At 69.6% G+C, this 25,246-nt stretch carries 20 protein-coding genes; 3 read left to right on the top strand and 17 right to left on the bottom strand.

The features are described from left to right. Window positions 1-151 precede the first annotated feature (151 nt). The 10 genes from ACH492_RS28615 to ACH492_RS28570 form a co-directional block, all read right to left on the bottom strand. Window positions 152-1,624, bottom strand: a complete 1,473-nt coding sequence (locus tag ACH492_RS28615; RefSeq protein WP_398990549.1) for an MFS transporter — start codon at window positions 1,622-1,624, stop codon at window positions 152-154. Window positions 1,625-1,768: 144 nt separating this feature from the next. Continuing rightward, complete coding sequence (fbaA, locus tag ACH492_RS28610; protein ID WP_307662086.1) at window positions 1,769-2,791, bottom strand: class II fructose-bisphosphate aldolase; 1,023 nt, start codon at window positions 2,789-2,791, stop codon at window positions 1,769-1,771. Window positions 2,792-2,982: 191 nt separating this feature from the next. Next, on the bottom strand, window positions 2,983-3,531 hold the full coding sequence (gene pyrE / locus ACH492_RS28605) for an orotate phosphoribosyltransferase (protein ID WP_307662087.1): 549 nt from the start codon (window positions 3,529-3,531) through the stop codon (window positions 2,983-2,985). Between the two features lie 9 nt (window positions 3,532-3,540). Next, entirely contained in the window at window positions 3,541-4,350 is an 810-nt protein-coding gene (locus ACH492_RS28600) for an aldose 1-epimerase (protein WP_398990548.1), read from the bottom strand. 9 nt (window positions 4,351-4,359) lie between these two features. Further along, window positions 4,360-5,277 carry an SRPBCC domain-containing protein gene (locus ACH492_RS28595; protein ID WP_398990547.1) on the bottom strand — a complete coding sequence of 306 codons (918 nt, stop codon included), beginning with the start codon at window positions 5,275-5,277 and terminating at the stop codon, window positions 4,360-4,362. A gap of 135 nt (window positions 5,278-5,412) precedes the next feature. Continuing rightward, complete coding sequence (locus ACH492_RS28590) at window positions 5,413-7,008, bottom strand: polyamine aminopropyltransferase (protein ID WP_398990546.1); 1,596 nt, start codon at window positions 7,006-7,008, stop codon at window positions 5,413-5,415. 74 nt (window positions 7,009-7,082) lie between these two features. Then, complete coding sequence (locus tag ACH492_RS28585; RefSeq protein WP_398990545.1) at window positions 7,083-7,601, bottom strand: DUF2617 family protein; 519 nt, start codon at window positions 7,599-7,601, stop codon at window positions 7,083-7,085. 706 nt (window positions 7,602-8,307) lie between these two features. Continuing rightward, window positions 8,308-8,859, bottom strand: coding sequence for a hypothetical protein (locus tag ACH492_RS28580; protein ID WP_398990544.1), 552 nt, complete (start codon window positions 8,857-8,859; stop codon window positions 8,308-8,310). 268 nt (window positions 8,860-9,127) lie between these two features. Continuing rightward, window positions 9,128-11,704, bottom strand: a complete 2,577-nt coding sequence (locus ACH492_RS28575; protein WP_398990543.1) for a SpoIIE family protein phosphatase — start codon at window positions 11,702-11,704, stop codon at window positions 9,128-9,130. A gap of 289 nt (window positions 11,705-11,993) precedes the next feature. After that, window positions 11,994-13,205 (bottom strand): aminotransferase class I/II-fold pyridoxal phosphate-dependent enzyme, encoded by a 1,212-nt coding sequence (locus ACH492_RS28570; RefSeq protein ID WP_398990542.1) that lies wholly within the window; start codon window positions 13,203-13,205, stop codon window positions 11,994-11,996. A gap of 292 nt (window positions 13,206-13,497) precedes the next feature. Between ACH492_RS28570 and ACH492_RS28565 the strand changes: the two genes are divergently transcribed. Then, complete coding sequence (locus ACH492_RS28565) at window positions 13,498-14,727, top strand: glycosyltransferase family 39 protein (protein ID WP_398990541.1); 1,230 nt, start codon at window positions 13,498-13,500, stop codon at window positions 14,725-14,727. Window positions 14,728-14,755: 28 nt separating this feature from the next. On the opposite strand, the gene ACH492_RS28560 is transcribed toward ACH492_RS28565, so the two are convergent. Together ACH492_RS28560 and clpB are read right to left on the bottom strand one after the other, a co-directional pair. Continuing rightward, the gene (locus tag ACH492_RS28560; protein ID WP_356230344.1) at window positions 14,756-15,295 is read right to left on the bottom strand and encodes a YbjN domain-containing protein; all 540 of its coding nucleotides are present in this window, start codon (window positions 15,293-15,295) and stop codon (window positions 14,756-14,758) included. A gap of 371 nt (window positions 15,296-15,666) precedes the next feature. Next, complete coding sequence (clpB, locus tag ACH492_RS28555; protein ID WP_398990540.1) at window positions 15,667-18,252, bottom strand: ATP-dependent chaperone ClpB; 2,586 nt, start codon at window positions 18,250-18,252, stop codon at window positions 15,667-15,669. Window positions 18,253-18,384: 132 nt separating this feature from the next. Between clpB and ACH492_RS28550 the strand changes: the two genes are divergently transcribed. Beyond that, entirely contained in the window at window positions 18,385-18,789 is a 405-nt protein-coding gene (locus ACH492_RS28550) for a pyridoxamine 5'-phosphate oxidase family protein (protein WP_398990539.1), read from the top strand. A gap of 137 nt (window positions 18,790-18,926) precedes the next feature. Here the strand turns inward: ACH492_RS28550 and ACH492_RS28545 are convergent, their stop codons facing one another. Next, window positions 18,927-19,247 carry a (2Fe-2S)-binding protein gene (locus ACH492_RS28545; RefSeq protein WP_142214562.1) on the bottom strand — a complete coding sequence of 107 codons (321 nt, stop codon included), beginning with the start codon at window positions 19,245-19,247 and terminating at the stop codon, window positions 18,927-18,929. A 386-nt stretch (window positions 19,248-19,633) separates the two neighbouring features. On the opposite strand from ACH492_RS28545, the gene ACH492_RS28540 reads away from it, so the two are divergent. Then, the gene (locus tag ACH492_RS28540) at window positions 19,634-20,617 is read left to right on the top strand and encodes a helix-turn-helix transcriptional regulator (RefSeq protein WP_398990538.1); all 984 of its coding nucleotides are present in this window, start codon (window positions 19,634-19,636) and stop codon (window positions 20,615-20,617) included. Window positions 20,618-20,809: 192 nt separating this feature from the next. Here ACH492_RS28540 and ACH492_RS28535 read toward each other — a convergent pair whose 3' ends face one another. Genes ACH492_RS28535 through dnaK form a run of 4 tightly spaced genes read right to left on the bottom strand, consistent with a single transcriptional unit; the run spans window position 20,810 to window position 24,982 of the window. Continuing rightward, window positions 20,810-21,262 carry a heat shock protein transcriptional repressor HspR gene (locus tag ACH492_RS28535; protein WP_398990537.1) on the bottom strand — a complete coding sequence of 151 codons (453 nt, stop codon included), beginning with the start codon at window positions 21,260-21,262 and terminating at the stop codon, window positions 20,810-20,812. Window position 21,263: 1 nt separating this feature from the next. Then, the gene (gene dnaJ / locus ACH492_RS28530; RefSeq protein WP_398990536.1) at window positions 21,264-22,448 is read right to left on the bottom strand and encodes a molecular chaperone DnaJ; all 1,185 of its coding nucleotides are present in this window, start codon (window positions 22,446-22,448) and stop codon (window positions 21,264-21,266) included. Window positions 22,449-22,478: 30 nt separating this feature from the next. Next, window positions 22,479-23,129 (bottom strand): nucleotide exchange factor GrpE, encoded by a 651-nt coding sequence (gene grpE / locus ACH492_RS28525; RefSeq protein ID WP_398990535.1) that lies wholly within the window; start codon window positions 23,127-23,129, stop codon window positions 22,479-22,481. Further along, window positions 23,126-24,982: a molecular chaperone DnaK gene (gene dnaK / locus ACH492_RS28520; RefSeq protein ID WP_398990534.1), complete on the bottom strand. Its 1,857-nt coding sequence runs from the start codon at window positions 24,980-24,982 to the stop codon at window positions 23,126-23,128. Before dnaK ends, grpE begins: the two co-directional genes overlap by 4 nt. Window positions 24,983-25,246: the final 264 nt, after the last annotated feature.

Below are 25,246 nucleotides of genomic sequence, written 5' to 3'. Positions count from 1 at the left end.
GCCGGAGGCGATGATCCCCAGACCCTCGCACGCCCTTCGGGCGTTGTCCTCAATCGCCGGACGGGCTGAAGATTCAGCCCGTCCGGCGATTGAGACGCGGTCCCGGACGCGAAATCCAGCCCCGCCTGCGTTTGAGGCGCGGAGCCCCCGGTCAGTGCTCGGGCGCGGGCGCCTGCTCCAGCGGCGGCGCGACCACCCCGCAGTTGACCCTGCACTCCGGCCGCGGCCCCACCGCCCCCCGCACCCCCCTCCGCACCGTCGACCAGGCGATGAGCGACCCCACCACCAGCACCCCCGCACACATCGGCATCGCCCGCCGGAACGTCTCCCCGAACTCCTCCGCCGAGCGGTACGCCTCCGGCCCCATCCCGGCCAGCAGCGGCAGCGCCGCCACCGCGAGCAGACCGGCCACGCGCGCCGCCGCGTTGTTGATGCCGCTCGCGAGCCCCGCCCGCCCGGTTTCCACGGACGCCAGCACCGTCGCGGTCAGCGGCGCGACCAGGGTCACCATGCCCAGGCCCATCACCACCAGCGCGGGCAGCACATCGCCTACGTACGACGCGTTCTCTCCCACGCGCAGCATCAGCAGCATCCCGCCCGCGCAGAGCAGCGGGCCCACGGTGAGCGGGATGCGCGGGCCGATCCGCTCCCCCAGCTCGCCCGATTTCGCGGACAGGAGCAGCATCAGCACGGTGGTGGGCAGCAGCGCGGTCCCGGCGCCGAGCGCCGAGTAGCCAGACACCACCTGGAGTTGCAGGGCGACCAGGAAGAAGAACCCGGCGAAGGCCGCGTACACGCACAGCGTCACCAGGTTGACCGCGGTGAACTGCCGTGAGCGGAAGATCGACGGCGGCAGCATCGGGTCCGGCCGGCGCCGCTCGACCACCACGAAGGCCACCCCGACGACCACGCCCGCGACGCCCACCCACACCTGCGGCGCGATGAGCCCGTACGTCACCATCGCCAGCGCCGTCGCGCCGAGCACCGCCCCCAGAACATCGAACCGGCCGTGGTGCTCCGGGTCGCGCGACTCCGGCACATGCTTCAGTGCGACCGGTACGCACAGCGCGGCCAGCGGCACATTGATCAGGAAGATCCAGCGCCAGCCGGGCCCGTCGACGAGCCAGCCGCCGAGGAACGGCCCGGCCGCCGCGCCGACGCCGCCGAGCCCCGACCAGAGCCCCACCGCGCGGGCCCGGTCGTCCGGGTGGAAGCTCGCCTGGATCAGGGCGAGCGACCCCGGCGTCAGCAGCGCGGCGCCGATGCCCTGCAAGGCGCGGGCGCCCACCAGGAGGAGGTCGTTGGGGGCGAGGCCGCAGAGCAGCGAGCCGATGGCGAACCAGATCGTGCCGAGGACGAAGATCCTCCGCCGCCCGTAGCGGTCGCCGAGCGCCCCGCCGAGCAGGATCAGCCCGGCCAGAGTGAGCGTGTATGCGTTGACGGTCCACTGGAGGACCGCCATGTCGGTGTCGAGGTCCTCCCCGATGCGGGGCAGGGCCACATTGACGACGGTCGAATCCAGCAGCGCCATGCTGGACCCGAGCACGGTCGTGAGAATCACCCAACGGCCGGTGGCCGTGGAGAGCCGGATACCCCCCGGACTGTCACCCGGACTGTTGTCCATACCCGGATCATCCCAGCCGCCCCCGGCTCGGACGAGTCGGCGGAGGGCACGGATCCGGGCGTTCACGATGGAACCTTCTGGGACATGCATCGGGCCCGGCACCCCGCGAAGGGGGTGCCGGGCCCGGCTGCGTACAGAGCGCGCTTACTTCAGCTTGGTGCCCGTGGAGCGCAGGGCCGCGCAGGCCTCGGAGACACGCTTGGCCATGCCGGCCTCGGCCGACTTGCCCCAGGTGCGCGGGTCGTAGGTCTTCTTGGAGCCGACCTCGCCGTCGACCTTCAGGACGCCGTCGTAGTTCTTGAACATGTGGTCCGCGACGGGGCGGGTGAAGGCGTACTGGGTGTCGGTGTCGAGGTTCATCTTCACGACGCCGTTCTCCAGCGCGGTGGCGATCTCCTCGGCCGTGGAGCCGGAGCCGCCGTGGAAGACGAAGTCGAACGGCGAGGTCTTGCCGTACTTCTCGCCGACGCCCTGCTGCAGGTCCTTCAGCAGCTCGGGACGCAGGACGACGTTGCCCGGCTTGTAGACGCCGTGGACGTTGCCGAAGGAGGCGGCCAGCAGGTAGCGGCCCTTCTCGCCCAGGCCGAGCGCCTCGGCGGTGCGCAGCGCGTCGTCGACCGTGGTGTACAGCTCATCGTTGATCTCGTGGGTGACGCCGTCCTCCTCGCCGCCGGTCGGGGTGATCTCGACCTCGAGGATGATCTTCGCGGCGGCGGCCTGCGCCAGCAGCTCCTGGCCGATGGCCAGGTTGTCGGCGAGGGTCTCGGCCGAACCGTCCCACATGTGGGACTGGAACAGCGGGTTCTGACCGTTGGCGACGCGCTCGGCGGAGATGGCGAGCAGCGGGCGGACATAGCCGTCCAGCTTGTCCTTGGGGCAGTGGTCGGTGTGCAGCGCGACAGTGACGTCGTACTTGGCGGCGACAATGTGCGCGAACTCGGCGAGGGCGACCGCGCCGGTGACCATGTCCTTGTTGTACTGGCCGCCCAGGAACTCGGCACCGCCGGTGGAAATCTGGATGATGCCGTCGCTCTCGGCCTCCGCGAAGCCGCGCAGCGCAGCGTGCAGAGTCTGGGACGAGGTCACGTTGATCGCCGGGTAGGCGAACTTGCCGGCCTTCGCCCGGTCGAGCATCTCGTTGTAGACCTCGGGAGTCGCGATGGGCATGTGTCCGCTCCTTGTGATGTGCGGGTGTGTGGTGCTTGGCCCTGACCTGGGGGCGACGTCATCGTCGGCGCCTATCTTTCCAGACTCTTCGCGCGACTCCACCAGGCGTGCGGCATGCATGTGCGTGAGGGGTGTGGCGTTTCACGTGAAACACCACACCCCTCACCATCACCGCAGGTCAGAGCCCTCGCTCAGGCGAGACCGAGTTCGTCGAGCGAGTACGCGTAGAGGTACGGGACCCCAGCCGTACCGCTGATCTTCTCGCCGGCACCCGTCGCCCGGTCCACGATCGTGGCCACCGCGACGACCTCGCCGCCGGCCTCGCGTACGGCCTCGACGGCGGCCAGCGGGGAGCCGCCGGTGGTGGAGGTGTCCTCGACGACCAGGCAGCGCCGGCCCTTGATGTCCGGGCCCTCGACCCGGCGCTGCATGCCGTGCGCCTTGGCCTCCTTCCGTACGACGAAGGCGTCGACTCGCTCTCCGCGCGCTGCGGAGGCGTGCAGGATCGCCGTCGCCACGGGGTCGGCGCCGAGCGTGAGGCCGCCCACGCAGTCGTAGTCCAGCTCCGCGGTGAGGTCGGACATGACCTGACCGACGAGCGGAGCGGCCGCGCCGTCGAGCGTGATCCGGCGCAGATCCACGTAGTAGTCGGCCTCAAGACCCGAGGAGAGGGTCACCTTGCCGTGCACCACGGCCTTGTCCTTGATCTGCTGAAGCAGATCGGCGCGTACGTCAGTCATGCCATGAGCTTAAAGGCGGCGCCAGCTCCAGGTCGTCGCGATCTCCAGGGGCTCGATCGGGGTGACGAGCTGGGGGTGGATGTTGAGGCCGTTCGGCGGGCCGGACTGCGGTTCGACGCAGACGGCCGCCTGCTGCTCGTCGTAGATCACGACCCATTCGGCGCGGCTGGCGATCGTGAGCTCCAGCTGCCCGGGCCAGGTGAGGGTGACCGAGACGCCGTCGGGCATGCCGAAGCAGTCGTCCCAGGGGCCGGGGAGGGGCGGGGTGCGCCGGCCGGTCGGCAGGTGGTCGTCGCCACGCTCCTCCTGCCATGCGGCGGTGAAGTCGATGCGCACGTCCTCGCCGGGTGCGCCCTCGCCGCCGAGGTTGCGCAGGAACCAGGGGTGCCAGCCGGCCTGGGCCGGGAAGGACGTCTCGTACGTCTCGACGCCCATGGTGAGCGTGAGCGAGTTCTCCGCCAGCTCGAAGGTCTGGGTGACCCGCCCGGTGTACGGCCAGGGCTCGGCGAGGTCGTATGTGAAGGCCGCCTCGCTCTTGGCCGTACGCGCGGTGCGCCAGGCGGTGTCGCGGCCGGTGCCGTGGATGGCGTGCGGCGGGGAGTTGAGCGGGAGTTGATGCGGTACGTCGCCGTTGCGGAACCGGCCGTTCGCGACGCGGCCGCACCAGGGGACCATCGGGAAGGAGCCGTACCGCTCCCCCTGGCGCAGCACCTCGGTGCCGCCGATGATCAGGCTCGCGACGCGGCAGCCGTTTCGCGGGTGCACGGTCAACTCGGCGTCTCCGGCTGCCAGCCGGATGCTCTCTTCGCTGCTACTCACACCACGACACTACTTGCGCCGGCGCAGCACGCGTCCGACGACCACGGCGGAGGCGATCGCGAGGGCAGCGGCCGGCGCGACCCACCGCAGAGTGGCACCGGCACCGCCGGCATCGGGCGGGGGCGTGGGCGCGTAACGCCCGCGCGGCGGCGCGTGATCGACCTCCTCGGCGCTCCGTCCGATCATGGTCCGCCGTGCGTGGGCGGCCTCGGCGGGGGGCTCGTCTGGGATGCCGGGGATCTCGTGCAGTTCCTCCGCCTCCGCTGCGTCGGGGCCGTCCAGTGCGCCGAACTGCTCCTCTGCGACGGGATCGAGGGAGGGCGGCGGCACGGGAGCGTCAAACACGGACGCGTTCGCCTCGTCGTCGAGGTCCGCGTCGGGCGCGGTGGCGTCGGCGTCGGGCGCAGTGGCGTCGGGCGCGTTGGCGTCGGCCGTAGCGGACGGGCTCGCATCGTGGGCGTCGCTCGCGGGCTCCGGCACACTCGCAGCCCCCGGCGTGGTCCCAGCATCCTCACCCAGCCGGTCCGCGAAGCGGTCCAGCAGGCGGTGGGCCGCCGCGGTCGTCTGTGCGGGATCCAACTCCGCCAGGCGGCCCTCCGCGCGGGACGTTGCCGTGAACGTGAGCGCCGTGCCGCCCTCCGCCGGTTGCGGACGGATCGTCAGGGTCACCTTCGCCGAGCCCGTTCCGCGCGCCTCCACGCCCTCACCCTCGACCGCGAAGACCTCGCCCTGCTCCACGATGCGCAGCGTGCCGCGGTAGGTGATCGTGTGACCGCCGATGCGGACCTTCAGGCGGCCGGAGAGCGGGCCTGCCGACTCGTCCGCGTCCTGTTGGAGCCCCGGCACGCAGCGGGCGACCCGGGCAGGGTCCCTCAGTGCCTGGCGGACGGTCTCTGGCACAACCGGAACGAACACCTCATGCTCCATGGAAGTCGAGCCTACTCAGACACGACCGCCACGTCAGCGTTTCAGTCTGTACAGCTCAGCCCGTGTACAGCTCAGCCCGTGTACGACTCGGCCCGGGTACAGCTCAGCCCGTGTACGACTCGGTCCATGAACGGCTCAGTCCATGTACCGCGGGTGCACCAGCGTCGACGGCGGCAGCGCCGACAGCCTCGTGCGCTCCGCATCCCGCGCCCCCGCGGCGAGCGCGGACGGGCCCAGCGTCCGCAGCCGCGGCGCTTCGGGGTCGAGGCCGAGCCCCGGCGCCCACCCCGCCCCGGCTAGCAGGAAGCCCCAGTCGTGCGGCGCGGACGCCGTGCCGGTCGAGCGGTCCGGGCCCGCCGTGAAGCCGGAGGGCCGTCCGGTGGCGCAGTACGGACGCGTCCCGAACCCGGCGCCCCGCAGTGTCGCCTCGACCGTCCAGAACGTATGCGGTCGGGAGTGCGCCGGTCCGGCGTGCACCACGAGCCGCCCGCCGTCCGTGAGGACCCGCGCGGTGAGTCCGTAGAACTCCTGGGAGTAGAGCTTGGTGCTCGGCGTGATGCCCGGATCGGGCAGGTCCGAGATCACCACGTCGTACGCCCCCCTTGGCTCCCGCAGCCAGGAGAACGCGTCCGCGGCGACGACCCGAACCCGCGGATCCCGGTACGCATACTCGTTCAGCACGGCCAGCGCCGGATCCGTTCGCGCGAGCCGGACGACGCCCGGGTCGAGCTCGACGACGGTCACCGACTCGACGCCCGGGTAGCGCAGCACCTCGCGCGCCGCCAGCCCGTCGCCCCCGCCAAGGATCAGCACCTGCGCATGCGGCCCCCGCATCGCCGGGTGTACCAGCGCCTCGTGGTAGCGGTACTCATCGCGCCCACTGACCCGCAGCCGCCCGCCGATGAAGAGGTCCAGCGGCCCCGACGAGTCGCCGGTGAGGACGACTTCCTGCAGATCGGTGTGGACGGCGACCCGCACCTCGTCGCCGTAGACCGCCCGCCGCGCCGCCCGCTCGAAGTCGTCGACCAGCACGGTCGCGGTCGCCAGCAGCGCCAGCACCGTCACATTGGCGACGAGCAGCCACGCGCGCCAACGCACCGTCAGATCCCGCCGGAACAGCCACAGCACGAGCGCGCCGCCCGCCACCGCGTTGACGCCGCCCGTCAACAGCGCGCCCGTGAGCTGCCCGAACCACGGCAGCAGCAGAAACGGAAACGCGAGTCCGCCGACGAGCGCCCCCACATAGTCCGCAGCGAACAGGTCGGCGACCGTGCCCTCCGCGTCACGCCGCGAGATGCGCTGGATCAGGGACATCAGCAGCGGGATCTCCGCGCCGATCAGCACCCCGATGGCGAGGGAGAAACACACCAGGACGACGCGGGACTCGCCGATCCAGGCGAACGCGGCGTACAGCACCATCGCCGAGCAGCCGCCGACCAGCGCGAGTGCCGCCTCCAGCAGACCGAAGCCGACCGCGGGCCGGCAGCTCAGCCTCTTGGCGAGGAGCGAGCCGATGCCCATGGCGAAGACCATCACCGACAGCACGACGGAGGCCTGGGTGACGGAGTCGCCGATCAAGTACGAAGCGAGGGCGACCAGTTCGAGCTCGTACACCAATCCACACGCGGCGCAGACGAAGACAGCCGTCAACACGAGATACCGGCCGGCGTCGGGGCGCACGGGCAGCCGAACCGCTTGCGGGGGCGGTGAGGTCGGCAGCCGATCGATCATGTTTGTAACGCTACGTCAGGGGTAGTGCGCCGCCTGTCACCCACAAGGGTGCTACTGGAGCGCGGGAGGCATAACTACAGCGTTGCAGGCATACGGGCACCGACACGCGTACGGGTGACGACGAGACGGCCCTCCTGCGGATATGCGTGCCATGTGCGCCACCGCACCTGGCCCTCGCGCCGCTGCGCCAGCATGGCGGTAAAGGCGTGCGGCGAGCCGGGAAACGTGCCGGCGAGACCCTGGGGGTGGTCGGCGACCAGCGCGAGCAACTCCTGCGCGCGCCCCGCGAAGGAGCCCCTCGAGAGCGTCTCGACGCGGGCCGCGAACTCGTACTCCCACCCACCGAGCCGCTTGGCCACGCCGAGCGGCAGGGGCGTACTGCTGCCGGGCATGCAGGCGACGGTCTCGGAGCAGCTGCCCTGCTCCTCCTCCAGCAGCACCTGGTGGGACGCGCCCAACAGTCTCAACTGCAGCTTTGCTCCGGACAGTTCGAGGTCGAGGACGGCCAGGGCAGGCAGCGGCTCCCGTCCCAACGCCCAGGCGAGGTCGTCGGCACGGGTGTCGGTGTAGGCCGTATGGAGGGTCGTGAGCATGGGTCGGCTCCGCAAACACGCTTTGGCGGGTGAAGGACACGTGGACCAGGGGCGCCCCTGAGAGGGAGTTGAACAAGATCCGGGGACCGCCTGCTCGGGTCCACATCAGGTCCGAGGGCTGGATGGTTCCAACAGGTTCCGACAGCGAGGGAATCATGAACTATGCGGCGCCCACAGCGTTTTTACCCAACTTGAAGGGGTTTCCATCCCCCCGGGGGCCTCACGGTTCAACTGTTCAACTAAAAAATGTCAGGGAGGTCACTGGGGCGGTCAACAAGAAGGCACCCGGCGGGAGTTCACCCGCCGGGTGCCTTCAGTGGTTGCGGACCAGCTGCCCCGTGTCAGCTGCCTCCGCCGCCGCATCCGCCCCCGCCGCCCCCGCCGCCGCAGGACGAGCTGCTGCCGCCGCACGAGGAACCGCCCCCGCACGATGAGCCCCCGCCGTCGCTGCCGGCCCACCAGCTGCCGCCACCACTACCCGCGGTCCCGCGCCGACGGCCCTTGCGGCTCTTACCGCTCTTCGAGCCGGACGCCATCTTGATGATCAAGACGAGCACGAACCCGACGATCAGAATCCCGAAGAAAGCTGCCACTGCCCCCACCGTCCTTCCGTTCCCCCGAAGTCTTGCGTGTCAGGGGGATGCCCCCGGCCCCGCGGGCCCAAAGCAGACTTGAGCAACTCCAGAGCTTCGGCACAGGACTGCGATCAAGACTCTGTGTCCCGGCTGCGCGGGGAGCGGTGACGGCGGTAGTAGGAGACGGTGACGGCGGCGAGTAGGGGGCCCCACAGGACCAGCGGTTGGTAGAGGATGCCGACCACGAGGTCGCCGGTGTCCGTCATGTCATCGTGCGGGTACGTCCACCACCAGGGAACATTGCCCCACATCACGGTCAGTGCCACAGCGCCGAGGGCGGCTGCGACGACGACGGCCACCGGGCGCACGGCGCGCCCTCCGATCAGCGGTATCCAGCGGGGCACGACCTCGCCCCAGGGCCGCACCAGACCGATCGTCAGGAAGGCCAGAAGCTCGCAGACCACGCTCAGCGTCAGCATCCAGACCTTCGCGCCGAGCGTCTCGAAGTCCGCGAAGCTCTCGTCCAGGTAACCGGCCGGATAGCCGAGCACCAGGGCGATCCGCCATAGCCCGCTCGGCAGTACAACCAACGTGGTCAGATGCGCGGCCCAGATCGCCCAACGGGGCGGCGGCGCAACGGAGTCTGCGGTCGTGGCGGCGTCCAGAGTGCTCATGCGGCTCATGCAGCTCATCCTGCCGCCCCACCCGTCTCGTTCCATCAGCCTCTGCGCCTGCTCCAGGTCGTCCGTTCGGCTGACGCCTGGCCTGCGTGACCCGCCGCGAGGCGGACCGACCTCCGTCAGGGCCGTCTTCTCGCAGCCGGGATTGAGTGGTACTCCTGCTGTCCTGGACCGGGCTGCGTGCTCGCGCTGTTCGGGGGCGGGGCGAGGGTCGTCGTGACCTCGCCGGGGTTCGACAAGGCGTCGCCGTCAGACTCACTCAGCCGTCGGATCAGGGCAGCGACAGCTCCGCCCAGATCACCTTGCCCTGGGGGGTGTACCGGGTGCCCCAGCGTTCAGCCATCTGCGCGACGAGGAACAGACCGCGGCCTCCCTCGTCCATCGTGGCCGCATACCGCAGATGGGGCGAGGTACTGCTGCCGTCGGCCACCTCGCAGGTCAGGGTGCGGTCGCGCAGCAGTCGCATCGTGATCGGTTCGGAGCCGTAGCGGAGAGCGTTGGTGATCAGCTCGCTGAGCACCAGCTCCATGGCGAACGCGAGCTCGGACAGACCCCAGTCGTCCAGCTTCTCGGCCACGGCGGCGCGCATCACTGCCACGGCGGCGGGATCGAACGGCACGTCCCAGCAAGCGACGTTGTTGGGCGGGATCGCCCGAGTGCGGGCGATGAGCAGCGCCACGTCGTCCTTCGGCCGACCGGGCAGGATCTCGTCGAGCACCGCCCGACAGCTCTCTTCCGGCGGCCGGTCCGGATGGGACGCCAGGGCCTGACGCAGCAGCTCCATACCCACATCGATGTCCCGGGCGCGGTCCTCGATGAGCCCGTCGGTGTAAAGGACGAGTTGCGTGCCCTCTGCCAGTTCCAGTTCGGCGGTCTCGAACGGCATACCGCCCAGGCCCAGGGGCGGCCCGGCCGGCAGATCGGGGAACGACACACTGCCGTCGAGGTGGACCAGCGCAGGCACGGGGTGCCCGGCCCGCGCCATGGCGCAGTGCCGGGAGACGGGATCGTAGATCGCGTAGAGGCAGGTGGCGCCGGTGACCCCCGCACCGGCCGCCGCCCCGTCCTCCTCCTGGTCGATGCGCCCGACCAGGTCGTCGAGGTGGTTGAGGATTTCGTCGGGCGGCAGGTCGAGCGTGGAGAAGTTGTGCACCGCCGTGCGCAGCCGTCCCATCGTGGCGGCCGCGTGCAGGCCGTGGCCGACGACATCCCCGACGACCAGCGCCACGCGGCTGCCCGGAAGCGGGATCACATCGAACCAGTCGCCGCTCACCCCGGACAGCGCGGGCAGGTAGCGGTGGGCGACATCGAGGGCGCTCTGCTCGGGCAGGGCCCGCGGCAGCAGGCTGCGTTGCAGAGCCACGGCCAGGGTGTGCTCACGGGTGTAGCGGCGGGCGTTGTCGATGCTGACCGCCGCCCGGGCGACCAGTTCTTCGGCCAGGGACAGGTCGTCCTCCTCGAACGGCTGCGGCTTCTCCGAGCGCCAGAAGTTGGCCACGCCCAGGATGACGCCCCGCGCCTGGAGGGGCACGGTGATGAGCGAATGGATGCCGTAGTCGACGATCATCCGTGTCCGCTCCGGGTCCTGGGCATGCCAGCCGGGCGCGGCGGACAGGTCGGGCACCAGCTCCGACCGGCCGCTGTCGAAACCCCGTGCCTGCGGTGTGGAGGGGAGGAAGTCGATCAGGCGGTCGAGTTCATAGAGGGGATGGTCGTCCCGGATGCCGTGGACGGCGGTGCGGCGCATGTCCGTGCCCGTGCCGGCCGGCTCCTCCCCTCGCAGGACCGGGTCGGCCAGGTCGACGGTGACGAAGTCGGCGAATCGGGGGACCGCGACCTTCGCGAGTTCCTCTGCCGTACGCACCACGTCGAGGGTGGTGCCGATGCCCAGACCGGCGTCGTACAGCAGTTTCAGCCGCTCGCGAGCCATGTCCGCCTTGCCGGACAGCGTCCGCAGCTCCGTGGAGTCACGCAGGGTCGCGACCGTTCCCTTGGGGCCACCGTGACGATCCGTGGGCCGCTGGTTCACCGCAAGCAACCGCTCCCCGGCCAGGTGTACCTCGTCCGTGGCCACGCGGCCCGAGGTCAGCAGCTCGACCGTGGAGGGATCAAGGCTGGGCAGTTCCGAGATGTGCCGCCCCTCGGCATCGGGCGGCAGATCCAGAAGCCGCCTGGCCTCGTCATTCGCCAGCAGCAGCTGACCGTCGTTGCCGACGATGAGAACACCCTCGCGGACGGCATGGAGGACGGCGTCGTGATGCTCGTACATACGGGTCATCTCGGCGGGGCCCAGACGGTGGGTCTGCCGCCGCAGCCGTCTGGCCACCAGCGCCGTCCCTGCGGTGGCCAGGGCGAGCGCGGCCGCTCCGGCGCCGAAGATGATCGGCAGTTGCCGGTCCACCACGCTGGTCACGTTCTTGACCTTCAAGCCGGCGGACACCAAGGCGACGACTTTGCGCTTTTCATCGTAGATGGGGACGGTCGCCTGGACCTCGTGGCCGAGCGGGCCGTAGACGCTCTCTGTGTACACACGGCCGGCCAGCGAGGGCTCGATGGTGCCGACGAACCTCTTCCCGATCCGGTCCGGCTGGGGATGCGTATAGCGGATCCCCTTCGTGTCCATCACCACGATGAAGTCCACGCCGGCCGCCCTCCGCGCCTTCTCGGTGAGTGGCTGGAGCACCTTGGAGGGGTCAGGGGTCCTCAGCGCGGCCAGAACGCCCGGAGAGTGCGCGAACGTTTCCGCGACGGCAATGGAACGGTGCTTCGCCTCTGTGTTGGTGTCGTGCCGGGACTGCAGCACAAGCGCCAGCATTGCGGCTGCCACGAGCAGCACCACCACAGCCACCTGTAGAGCGAAGACCTGCCCGGCGACGCTCCGGGGATGCTTGTCGGTCAGTGACCGAACCGGTGCGCTCCGGGATCGGTCAGAGCGTTTGACCACATTGACCTTTCTAACACCGCAAGGTGCTCCGCGGCCAAAGATTGCTGGCCTGCGGACGGGCGAGGGCCGGCTCTTCACGGGGGGCGTGGGCGTTCATTTACGCGGTCTACGAGTTTGTCACCGACCGCCTTGGTGGATTCCTTAGTGTGCTCGCGCGCGAGGCCTTTCGAGGCATGGCTCGGACCGGCACCGATCAGCGCGCGTTGATCAGCTGGTCCACCGCCTTGCGGATCGAATCCTCGCGCTTGCAGAACGAGAAACGGACCAGCCAGGCCGGAGCATTCGGGCTGAGGTAGAACGCCGACGTAGGGATGGCCACCACACCGGCGCGCTCCGGCAAGTCCCGGCAGAACTGCACGCCGTCCGAAAAGCCCCACGGCCGCACGTCCGCCTGCACGAAGTAGCCGGCATCGGCACGGAAGGGCCGTAGTCCAGCCTCCGCCAGGCCGTCGCTCAACAGGTCCCGATTCCGGCGCAGAGTGTCCCGCAGACCCCCCGCCCACTCCTCCACCGAGCCGAGCGCATGCGCCAGCGCTTCCTGATACGGAGTACCCGAGGCGTACGTCAGGAACTGCTTTGCGGCGCCCACCGCAGAGACAAGCGGCGCGGGCCCGCAGACCCAGCCCACCTTCCAGCCCGTTGTGTTGAAGGTCTTGCCCGCCGAGGAGATGACCACTGTCCGTTGCCGCATCTCCGGGAGGGCCGCGATGGGGAGATGACGCGCACCGTCGCTGTAGACGAGGTGTTCGTAGACCTCATCTGTGATCACCGTCAGCGAGTGCTCACGGCACACATCCGCGACGGCTTCCAACTCCTCGGCCTTGAAGACCATGCCCGTGGGGTTGTGCGGAGTGTTCAGGATCAGCACCCGGGTACGCGGGGAAACGGCCGCACGCAGGGCGTCGGCGTCGAGGGCGAACGCGGCGCCGTCAAGGACGAGGGGGACGGCGACCAGCCGTGCCCCGGCAAGCCGGGCATCCGCCGCGTACGCGTCGTAGCAGGGGTCGAAGGCGATGACCTCGTCACCGGGGTCGCAGAGCGCCAGGAGGGCCGCAGCGAGTGCTTCCGTAGCGCCCGTGGTGACCAGCACCTCGCCCTGAGGCTGGTATTCGAGGCCGTACCGGCGCAGCTGATGAGCGGCGACGGCCTCGCGCAGCGCCGGGAACCCATGAGCGGGTGGGTACTGGTTGCTGCCCGCCAGCACCGCATCCGCCACGCCCTTGAGAAGCACGGGCGGACTGGCCAGCTCCGGCACCCCTTGCCCGAGGTTCACGGCTCCGGTGCTCCGCGCCAGCTCCGTCATCTCCGTGAAGATCGACGTGCCCATGCCCTGCACCCGAGCCGCAGGGCTCCAGCCTGCCGAGCCCACTGCGCCGCGCGCCTCGGCCGTCCCCACCGTGTTCATGCGATCCCGCTTTCCCGAGTCCACCAACCAGGAGATTCGGCCCTCACGATAGGCACCACGCGGAACACCGGCCTACCAGTGAGCGTGTTCAAGCCTTCACCGGAGCCGCTGACCAGGCGGTGACGCCCTCCAGGGGCACTCTGGCGGCCCGCTCCCCAACGGCCGGCTCTCGGCCGCCTCTTTAGCGGCCGAAGCGTCCGCTGTCACGGGCGACACGCGTCCGTTCGGCCGACCGGGTAAGAACCGGCCCTGTCCGGCTGCTCAGCGCTCGCGCGCGGTGCCTTGGCCGCTCATGGTCGGGTTGACCGACCCTGTGCGCGCCCGGAGGTGCCCCCTGTCCGCCGAGACTTTCGACAGCGCACCGGCACAGGGCTCCCGGCCCGTTCCCCGTTGGCGCGCCGCGCTGCTGCGAGCCGCCCCCGCTCTGGGACTGTTCGCGGCTGCGCGGCTGACCGGGCTGCTGGTGATGGCCGGCTGGGCCTGGCACCTCGGGCGCTCGCCGCGGGCGATCGTGGCGCGTGCCTGGGACTCCGACTGGTACATGCTGATCGCCGAGCACGGCTACGGCCGCACGCTGTACTGGCCGGACGGCGCGGTCCAGAGCGATCTGGCGTTCTTCCCGCTCTACCCGGCGCTGGTCCGGGCGGTGACGACCGTGCTGCCGGTGACCAGCGGCACGGCGGGGCTGCTGATCTCCTGGACCGCGGCGGCGGCGTCCGCGTGGGGGATCTACGCGGTCGTGGAGCGGCTGCACGGGCGGCGCACCGCGACCGTGCTGGTGCTGCTGTGGGGCCTGCTGCCGCACTCGATCGTGCTGTCCATGGCGTACACCGAGCCGGTGCTCACCGCGTTCGCCGCGTGGTCGCTGTACGCGGTGCTCACAAGGCGCTGGGTGTGGGCGGGCGTGCTGGCGGCGCTGGCGGGGCTTTCCCGGCCCAATGGGATCGCGGTGGCGGCGGCGGTGCTGGTGGTGGCGGCGTACGAACTGGTCCGGGCGTACCGGCGGCGTGAGCGCGACCGCGCGCTGGGACGGATCTGGGCGGGCGCCGCGCTGGCTCCGCTCGGCTGGTGCGGGTATGTGCTGTGGGTCGGCTTCCGCACGGACGACCCGCTGGGCGGCTACTTCGCCGTGCAGCGGGGGTGGACCTCGCGGTTCGACTTCGGGATCGGGGCGCTGAAGGTGGTGCGGGACATCGTGCTGCGTCCGACGCTGCTCTCGCTGATGGTGGCGATGCTGATCGTCGTGGCGGCGCTGCTGCTGTTCGCGCTGCTGGCGCTGGACCGGCCGCCGACGGCGCTGCTCGTGTACACGGTGGTGCTGGTGCTGATCACGGTCGGCGGGTCCGGCTTCTTCGAGTCCAAGCCGCGGTTTCTGCTGCCGGCGTTCCCGCTGCTGCTGCCGCCGGCGTGCGCACTGACGAAAGCCCGGCCGAGGGCGGCGGTCGTGGTGACCGTCGTCCTGGCCGGGCTTTCGTTCGCCTACGGGGCGTATCTGCTGACGCTGTCCCCGATCGCGCTGTAGGGCGCGGCGGGGGCCGCCTCCAGGCGGGTCAGGCGTCGTCGGCGGGCTTCTCGTCCGCGTCCGCCGGCTCCAGACCGAGCTGCTCGACGAGCCACTTGTCGAACTCGATCGAAGCGCGGACCCAGCTGACGGTCGACGACACGAAGTGCTCCAGGCTGACGCCGGTGCCGATCAGCATCTGCGCCTCGCCGATGAGGCGGACGGTGGTGGGGCCGTCCTCCTCCTCGTGGATGTGCGTGTAGACCTTCGGCCACAGGGTGCGACGGTTCCAGTCGTCGATCGCGTCGAGGACCTTGGACTTGTCCTCGAGGGCGTGCGGCCGGTCGTAGAACGTCCGCACCGAGAAGACCTGCTGGTCGTCCTCGCCGCGGAACATGAAGTACGTGCGGAATTCCTCCCACGGCGCGGCAAGGTCACCCTCGTCGTCGACGACGTACTTCAGCTCCATCTGGTCGAGGAGCTGCTTGACCAGGTCCTGGTCGGGAACGACGGGTCCCGCCGCCGGTCCTGCGGCCTGAGGCTGGGGCTGGCCCCCGAAATTCGGAATCGAGGACGGATCGATGGTCACCGTGGATTTCCCTTCGTACGGTTCCTGCCATCCTCTCCCATGTCGGGCGGGTACTGGCAACCCCTGCCGGGGCAGGCGGGCGGGAAGGGGAACACGGGGCGAGCCCCGCACCCCGGCGCGGCAGCTTCGCACCGCAAGGCCGAACCCGGCCGCCGGTGCCGATCGGCCACCGGCGGGCAGCTTGCGCGGCCAGGCCCCGCACCCGCTGCGGCAGCTTCGCGCCGCAAGGACGAGCCCGGCCGCGGGTGCCGATCGGCCACCGGCGAGCCGCTCCACGGCGCGACGCGCCCTCGGGAAGCCACGCCGCCGGATGGCGGTGCGGGGGCCCGCCCCTCACCCCCGCTCACCCGTCGCGGCGCGCCGCGGGCCCGTTACTGCGCCGGGCCCACCAGTAGGCCGTCCTCCAAGCGGTCCACGCGGACCGTGTCGCCGTCCGTGACCTCGCCCGCCAGGATTTCCTTGGCCAGGCGGTCGCCGATCGCCGTCTGGACCAGGCGGCGCAGCGGGCGGGCGCCGTACGCCGGGTCGTTGCCCTCGTCCGCGAGCCATTCCAGGGCCGCCGGGGTGACGTCCAGCGTGAGGCGGCGTTCGGCGAGGCGCTTGGCGAGGCGGTCGATCTGGAGCTTCGCGATGTGGACCAGCTCGTCCTTGGACAGGGCCGAGAAGACCACCATGTCGTCCAGCCGGTTCAGGAACTCCGGCTTGAACGACGCCCGTACGACCTCGAGGACCTGCTGCTTCTTCTCCTCCTCGCTGGTCAGCGGCTCGACCAGATACTGACTGCCGAGGTTCGACGTCAGGATCAGGATGGTGTTGCGGAAGTCCACCGTCCGGCCCTGTCCGTCCGTCAGACGGCCGTCGTCGAGGACCTGGAGCAGGATGTCGAAGACCTCGGGGTGCGCCTTCTCCACCTCGTCGAGAAGGACGACGGAGTACGGGCGGCGGCGCACCGCCTCCGTCAGCTGGCCGCCCTCCTCGTAGCCCACGTAGCCCGGAGGCGCGCCGACCAGCCGGGCCACCGAGTGCTTCTCGCCGTACTCCGACATGTCGATGCGGACCATCGCCCGCTCGTCGTCGAAGAGGAAGTCCGCCAGCGCCTTCGCCAGCTCCGTCTTGCCGACCCCCGTCGGGCCGAGGAAGAGGAACGAGCCGGTGGGCCGGTCGGGGTCCGCGATCCCGGCGCGGGTGCGGCGTACGGCGTCGGACACCGCCTGGACCGCCTCCGTCTGGCCGATCAGCCGCCTGCCCAGCTCGGATTCCATCCGCAGGAGCTTCTGGGTCTCCCCTTCCAGGAGGCGTCCGGCCGGGATGCCCGTCCAGGACCCCACCACATCCGCGATGTCGTCCGGGCCGACCTCCTCCTTGACCATCGTGTCCTTGGCCGCTTCCTGCTCGGCCACCGTGGCCTCCTCCAACTCCCGCTCCAGGCCCGGGATCTCCCCGTACAGCAGCTTGGAAGCGGTGTCGAAGTCGCCGTCGCGCTGCGCGCGTTCCGCCTGGCCGCGCAGTTCGTCGAGCATCTCCTTCAGCTCACCGACGCGGTTGAGGCCCTGCTTCTCCTTCTCCCAGCGCGCGGTGAGGCCACGCAGTTCCTCCTCCTTGTCGGCGAGGTCACGGCGGAGCTTCTCCAGACGCTGCTTGGAGCCCTCGTCGGTCTCGTTCTTGAGCGCCAGCTCCTCCATCCGCAGCCGGTCCACGGCCCGCTGCAGCTCGTCGATCTCGACGGGCGAGGAGTCGATCTCCATCCGCAGCCGGGACGCGGCCTCGTCGACGAGGTCGATCGCCTTGTCGGGCAGAAAGCGCGACGTGATGTACCGGTCCGAGAGCGTCGCGGCCGCGACCAGCGCGCTGTCCGCGATCTGCACCTTGTGGTGGGCCTCGTAACGGCCCTTCAGCCCGCGCAGGATCGCGATCGTGTCCTCGACCGTCGGCTCGGCCACCAGCACCTGCTGGAAGCGCCGCTCCAGCGCCGCGTCCTTCTCGATCCGCTCGCGGTACTCGTCGAGCGTCGTCGCGCCCACCATCCGCAGCTCACCGCGCGCCAGCATCGGCTTGAGCATGTTGCCCGCGTCCATCGCGGAGTCCCCACCGGCGCCCGCACCCACAACGGTGTGCAGCTCGTCGATGAAGGTGATGATCTGCCCGTCGCTCTCCTTGATCTCGGAGAGGACGGTCTTCAACCGCTCCTCGAACTCACCGCGGTACTTCGCGCCCGCCACCATCGCGCCCAGGTCGAGCGCCACCAGCCGCTTGTTCCTCAGCGACTCGGGCACGTCGCCCTTGACGATGCGCTGCGCCAGCCCCTCGACGACCGCCGTCTTGCCGACGCCCGGCTCGCCGATCAGCACCGGGTTGTTCTTCGTACGACGGGACAGCACCTGGACGACCCGGCGGATCTCCTGGTCCCGGCCGATGACCGGGTCGAGCTTGCCCTCGCGGGCCGCCGCGGTGAAGTCCGTACCGAACTTCTCCAGTGCCTTGTACTGCCCCTCGGGGTCGGGGGTGGTCACCCGGCGCCCTCCCCTTGCCTTCTCGAACGCGTCCAGCAGCTTCTTCGCCGTGGCCCCCTGCTTGGCCAGCACTTCCCCGGTCTGCCCGCCCTTCGCGGCGATGCCGATGAGGAGATGCTCGGTGGACAGATACTCGTCCCCGAGCTCCTTGGCCCGCTGCGCGGCGTCGGCGATGACGGCGAGCAACTCCCGGTTGGGCTGCGGTGGCGCGACGGTGGACCCCGTCACGCTGGGCTGCGCGGCCAGTACCCGCTCGGTCCCGGAGCGCACGGCGGCCTGGTCCGCGTCGACGGCGGCCAGCAGGTCGATGATGTTCTCGTTGTCCGCGCCCGCGAGCAACGCGAGCAGCAGATGCGCGGGGGTCAGATCGGGATGCCCCTCGGACACGGCCCGGGTGGTGGCGGCGTTGATTGCATCCCGGCTCTTGTTGGTCAGCTCGGCGTCCACGTGCGGTCTCTCCTCCTTGCGTCCTTGCGGGTAGGGCTGTTCCCTCAACGCTGACTCATTTAACCTACACAAAGTTGAGTCTATTCCACTCAACCCAGCGCGGAACAGCCGCCGCCTGTGTAGGTTCCGGGCATGGCCATCGACCCCCGCAACCCCGACGCGTCCTATCTCGACTTCTGGCGTGAGTACCACATGTGCACACTGACGACCCCACGCCAGGACGGAACCCCGCACGTCGTCGCGGTCGGTGTCACCTACGACCCGGAGGGCGGACTCGCCCGCGTCATCACCAACAAGCACAGCCACAAGGTCGACAACATCCTGGCAGCGGGCCCCGACGGGGCGCCGGTCGCGGTCTGCCAGGTCGACAGGGGGCGCTGGGCGACCCTGGAGGGCCGCGCGACGGTCCGTACGGAGCCGGAGCTCATCGCGGAGGCGGTGGAGCGTTACGCGGAACGCTACGGACGCAACCCGACCCCGAACGCGGACCGGGTGCTGATCGAGATCGCCCTGACACGGGCGATGGGCCGGGCCTGACCCGGCCCCGGGAAAGCCCGGGAAGCCGCGGCCCCGGGGAAACAGAAAAGCACAGCGGCGCCATCGTGTTTCAGGTCCACGATGGCGCCGCTGTGTGGGGGAAGCGCCCGAGCGATTTACAACGACGGGGGAACCGCTCAGGCACTGCGGGGGGTGGCGGTGGTGGTATCGGGCTCGACCAACTGATGGTCCCGCTGGTCGAGATTGACGAAAATCATGCCGTACCGGATGGCACAGCGGACGGGCTGCGGAGCTCCACGGGGCCGGCGAAGGCACCGATACGCGCGGACGTCCTCGTCCTCCTCGCGTGCCACGACAATCGGCTCTCCGAAGAGGGTGACCATCAACGAGTCGCCACGGTGGGGGATTGCCGTGACGAGGTCGATGAAATGCCACCCCGATCTGTAAGCCGTAGCCATCTCACGCCGGAAGACCCGGTCGTCCGGTGGAACGGTCATGCGTCCGTGCGGGCCGGAGCGACACCCCAGGAGGGCTCACCGTTCGTACCCGTGACGACTGCCGGACCGACACCCCACGAAGGCTCTCCGGGCGTTTTGGCCACAGCGTCCGCGGGAGCGAAGCCCCACGAAGGTTCGCCAGGGGCTGCCGTCACCGCGTCGGCGGGAGAGCTACCCCAGGAGGGCTCACCGGAGGCCACCGCACCGAGCGCGGCCGCCGCTATGGCAAGAGCACAAAGAGCACGAAGCGTCCTAGACATGGGTGATCTCCACCTCTTTTGATCATTCCTCCTCCCCCGCGCATAAGACGATGTCTCACTCCGAACGCTTGCACCAGCGACGGCAGGCATCATGTTCCTGTAATGCAGGAGCCTGAGGGGGTACATATGCCAGCTAATGAGGGCGAATCCGGACACCCTCACGCAGACGGCGAGCTGTGCGAGGCGGGGAAGGGTCTTTACATCACCGCGCTGCGTACCGGGCGAATAGCCCGGTCAGAAGCGGAACTCACGCCCTGTCTCTTCGACCTGGCCCTGCTGCACCCGGATCCCGACGACGCCCAGTGGCTCCGCCCGGTCCCGCCGACCACTGCGCTGACACAGCTGATACACCCCATCGAGCGGGAGATCCAAGAGCGCCGACGACGAACTGTCGCTCTGACCGATGCTCTTGAGCCATTCATGGCGTTCACCGCTCAGAACTCCACGGTCCCACAAGGGATAACCGTCCTCGAGGGCCTCAACCGCATCAACACAACCCTCGACCAAGTCACCGCAGACTGCACCGAGGAGCTTCTCACTGTCCAGCCCGGCAGCGGGCGACAGCCGCACATCCTGGAGAAGGCGCTGCGCCGCGTGGAGCCGCTGATCGACCGCGGCGTACGGATGCGCACGCTCTACCAGCACACGGCCCGCCACCACCCCACCACGCTGTCCTACATGGAACAGGTCGGCCCGTCCGGCGTGGAGGTGCGCACGCTGGAGGAGATCATCGACCGGCTGATCATCGTCGACCGGAAAGTGGCCTTCATACCCGCGAGCAGCGACCGTCTGTCCGCCCTGGAACTGCGACACAAGGGCATCGTCGAGTATCTCGTCGGCGTCTTCGAGCAGTTCTGGCTGCACGGCATCCCGTGGGAGGAACAGATCTCCTACGGGCCCCAGTTGGACGGCATCACAGGCGTCCAGCGCTCGATCGCCAAGCTCCTCGTCGAGGGGCATGTCGACGAGGCCATCGCCCGGCGCCTCGGTATGAACGTCCGTACCTGCCGTGCGCACATCGCCAAGCTGGGCTCCGCACTGGGCAGTGGCAGCCGGACCCAACTCGGCTATCTCATCGCACAGTCGGGGATTCTGGAACACGAGGACTGACCGCGACGGCCCCGGCGTCCGCCGCACGCCGGGGCGGGCTTCGACGGTACGCAGAAGGTCGTCCTGATCTCGCGGTCGGCCTCCTGGGCCGGAGCTCCGTTTCATTTCATCCCGAAATTGATCATCTGGCGCATACGGAAGGGGCCGGAGAGCGACGCGCTCTCCGGCCCCTTCGGCCGTACAACTCCTGCCCTACTCAGACCGCTTGGGCCGCCAGACCACCAGCGCGCTCGCCTGCTGCACATCCTGGTACGGCACGAGATCGCGCCGGTACGAGGCGTGCACCTGGGCTTCGCGCTGCTGCATCGCCGCCGCCGCGCCCTCGACGGCCGTCGACAGCTCTGCGACCCGCTGCTGGAGCGCCGCGACCTGGTTCTCCAGTTCGATGATGCGCTTGATTCCGGCCAGGTTGATGCCCTCGTCCTGCGACAACTGCTGGACGGTGCGCAGCAGTTCGATGTCGCGGGCGGAGTAGCGCCGGCCCCGGCCCGCGGTGCGGTCCGGGGAGACCAGACCGAGCCGGTCGTACTGCCGAAGAGTCTGCGGATGCAGGCCCGAGAGCTGGGCCGCCACCGAGATGACGTACACCGGCGACTCTTCGGTCAGCTCGTAGGGATTGCGGCTGCGTCCGGTCCGGCCGTCCATCTCATGCTCCCTTCGCGGCCTGGAACAGCTCGGCCCGCGGGTCCTCGTCCGCGGTGGCTTCGCGGTAGGCCTCCAGCGCTTCCTTCGCCTTGTCGCCGAGGTCCTTGGGCACGGCGACCTCGACGGTGACCAGCAGGTCCCCGCGGGTGCCGTCCTTGCGGAGTGCGCCCTTGCCGCGGGCCCGCATCGTACGGCCGTTGGGCGTCCCGGCGGGCAGCTTCAGCGTGACCGGCGGACCGCCCAGGGTCGGCACCTTCACCTCGCCGCCGAGCGCCGCCTCCGCGTAGGTGACGGGGACGGTGATCGTGAGGTTGTCGCCCTTGCGGCCGAAGACCGGATGCGGGTCGACATGCACGACGACGTACAAGTCGCCCGCCGGGCCGCCCCGTTCGCCCGGGGCTCCCTTGCCGCGCAGCCGGATCCGCTGGCTGTCGGAGACGCCCGCGGGGATCCTGACCTGCATGGTGCGCGAGGAGCGGGCGCGCCCGCTGCCCTTGCACACGTCGCAGGGGTCCTGCGCGATCAGCCCGCGGCCCTTGCAGTCTACGCACGGGTCGGTGAGCGAGAAGGAGCCGCTGCCGCCGCGCGAGACCTGGCCGGTGCCGAGACAGGTCGGGCACACCCTGGGCGTACCGTTTTTGTCGCCGGTGCCCGAACAGGCCTTGCACGCCGCCGAGCTGGACATCCGCAGCGGGACCGTGGCCCCGTCGACCGCCTCGGTGAAACTGAGCGTCACCTCGGACTCGATGTCCTGGCCGCGGCGCGGCTGGGTACGCGTACCCGTGCCGGTGCCACGGTTGAACAGGCCGCCGAATACATCGCCGATACCGCCGCCGAAGCCCCCGGCGCCACCCTGCGTGCCGCCCTGGGCGCCCCCGAAGAGGTCACCCAGGTCGAAGTTGAAGGAGCCACCGGGACCGCCGGACCCGGGTGCGCGGAAGCCACCGTTGCCGAAGAGAGCGCGTGCCTCGTCGTACTCCTTGCGCCGCTTGGGGTCGCCGAGGATGTCATTGGCCTCGGAGATCTCCTTGAAGCGCTCCTCCGCCTTGACGTCGCCCTTGTTGGCGTCCGGGTGGTACTCGCGGGCGAGCTTCCGGTACGCCTTCTTGATCTCGGCCTCGGTGGCGTCCTTGGGGACGCCGAGGACCTTGTAGTAGTCCTTCTCGACGAAGTCCTTCGTACTCATCGACGTCCCTCCTCTCGGACGATCATTGCGTCAGCCCTCGTCCGGGCCACCGCTCTCCTCGTCGTTCACCGTCTCTTCCTTGCCTGCCGCCGGGGTCGCACCCGGCTGGGGCTCGGCCACCGCCACCCGCGCGGGGCGGATGGTCCGTTCGCCGATGCGATACCCAGGCTGCAGGATCGCGACGCACGTGGTCTCGGTGACATCCGGTGCGTACGAGTGCATCAGGGCTTCGTGGATCGTCGGGTCGAAGGGCTCGCCCTCCTTGCCGAACTGCTGCAGGCCCATCTTGGCCGCCGCCGTCTCGAGGGACTCGGCGACCGACTTGAACCCGCCCACCAGCTCCCCGTGGTCACGGGCGCGGCCGATGTCGTCGAGCACGGGCAGGAGCTCGGTCAGCAGATTCGCCGTGGCGATCTCCTTGACCGTGATCCGGTCGCGCTCCACACGACGGCGGTAGTTCTGGTACTCGGCCTGGAGCCGCTGGAGGTCCGCCGTGCGCTCGCTGAGCGCCATACGGACCTGGTCCAGCTGCGCCGTCAGGCCGGCGATCTTTGCTGCGTCCCCTGCCGAGGCCGCCGCGCCCTCCTTCTGGGAGGACTCGGCGGACTCGGCGGCGTCGTCAGAGGTGGCGCCGGAGGGGACGTCAGGCTTCTCGTCGAAACCCGGGGTCTCCTCCGTCACGCGGCACCACCCTTCGCGTCCCTCTCGTCGTCGACGATCTCGGCGTCGACGACATCGTCCTCAGCCTTGGCCTGCTCGCCGGCCGGGGCGTCGGCTCCGGCAGCGGCGGCACCGTCGGGCGCGGCGTTGGCGTACATGGCCTGGCCGAGCTTCTGGCTGACCGCGGCGAGCTTCTCGGTCGCCGTGCGGATCTCGGCCGTGTCCTCGCCCTTGAGCTTCTCCTTCAGCTCGCCGACGGCGATCTCGACCTCGGTCTTCACCTCGCCCGGGACCTTGTCCTCGTTGTCCTTGAGGAACTTCTCCGTCTGGTAGACGAGCTGCTCGCCCTGGTTGCGGGTCTCGGCGGCCTCGCGGCGGCGGTGGTCCTCGTCCGCGTACTGCTCGGCCTCCTGGCGCATCCGGTCGACCTCGTCCTTCGGCAGCGAGGAGCCGCCGGTGACGGTCATCTTCTGCTCCTTGCCCGTGCCCAGGTCCTTCGCCGTCACGTGCATGATGCCGTTGGCGTCGATGTCGAAGGCGACCTCGATCTGCGGGACCCCGCGGGGGGCCGGCGGCAGACCGGTCAGCTCGAACATCCCGAGCTTCTTGTTGTACGCCGCGATCTCACGCTCGCCCTGGTAGACCTGGATCTGCACGGACGGCTGGTTGTCCTCGGCCGTCGTGAAGATCTCGGAACGCTTGGTCGGGATCGTGGTGTTGCGCTCGATGAGCTTGGTCATGATGCCGCCCTTGGTCTCGATACCGAGGGACAGCGGGGTCACGTCGAGGAGCAGGACGTCCTTGACCTCACCCTTGAGGACACCGGCCTGGAGGGCGGCGCCGATGGCGACGACCTCGTCGGGGTTCACACCCTTGTTGGCGTCCTGACCGCCGGTCAGCTCCTTGACGAGCTCGGCGACGGCGGGCATCCGGGTCGAGCCGCCGACCAGCACCACGTGGTCGATCTCGGACAGCTGGATGCCGGCGTCCTTGATGACGTTGTGGAACGGGGTCTTGCAGCGCTCGAGCAGGTCCGTGGTGAGCTGCTGGAACTGGGCGCGCGTGAGCTTCTCGTCCAGGTGCAGCGGGCCCTCGGCGGAGGCCGTGATGTACGGGAGGTTGATCGTCGTCTCGGTCGAGGACGACAGCTCGATCTTCGCCTTCTCCGCGGCCTCGCGCAGACGCTGCAGAGCCATCTTGTCCTTGGACAGGTCGACCCCGTGCCCGTTGGCGAACTGCTTCACCAGGTAGTCGACGACGCGCTGGTCCCAGTCGTCACCACCGAGGTGGTTGTCACCGTTGGTGGCCTTCACCTCGACGACGCCGTCGCCGATCTCCAGCAGCGAGACGTCGAAGGTGCCGCCGCCGAGGTCGAAGACCAGAATGGTCTGGTCGTCCTTGTCCAGGCCGTAGGCCAGGGCGGCCGCGGTCGGCTCGTTGACGATACGCAGGACGTTCAGACCCGCGATCTCGCCGGCCTCCTTGGTGGCCTGGCGCTCGGAGTCGTTGAAGTACGCCGGGACAGTGATCACCGCGTCGGTGACCTTCTCGCCGAGGTAGGACTCCGCGTCGCGCTTCAGCTTCTGCAGGATGAAGGCGCTCATCTGCTGCGGGTTGAAGGTCTTCCCGTCGAGCTCGATCTTCCAGTCGGTGCCCATGTGGCGCTTGACCGACCGGATGGTCCTGTCGACGTTCGTGACTGCCTGACGCTTCGCAACCTCGCCGACCAGCACCTCACCGTTCTTCGCGAAGGCGACGACGGACGGCGTGGTCCTGGCACCCTCGGCGTTGGTGATGACGGTGGGCTCGCCGCCCTCCAGAACGCTGACGACGGAGTTAGTCGTGCCCAGGTCGATGCCGACCGCACGTGCCATTTCAATTCCTCCAGCTGACTACTTGAGTGGATCTGGCTCAAGGATGCATGACCCGCTCCAACGAGTCAACAGACATGAGTCGACCCCACTCAACTTTTATCCGGCGCTTACGTGCAGCTTGCGCGGCCACCGTGGCACACGCGTGGCGCTTCGGCTCAACCGGCCTTCATCTGCGAGAGTCATAGCCGCAAAAAACGGTCAAGAGACACCAATCGTGACGAAGATCGTGAAGATCGTGATGAAGATCGTGATGAAGGGCCTGGA

This window comes from Streptomyces sp. NPDC019443 (assembly GCF_044389785.1).
Taxonomy (GTDB): Bacteria; Actinomycetota; Actinomycetes; order Streptomycetales; family Streptomycetaceae; genus Streptomyces.
The sequence above is the reverse complement of the archived record's forward strand: the minus strand, read 5'-3'. Positions and strand labels throughout refer to the sequence as shown.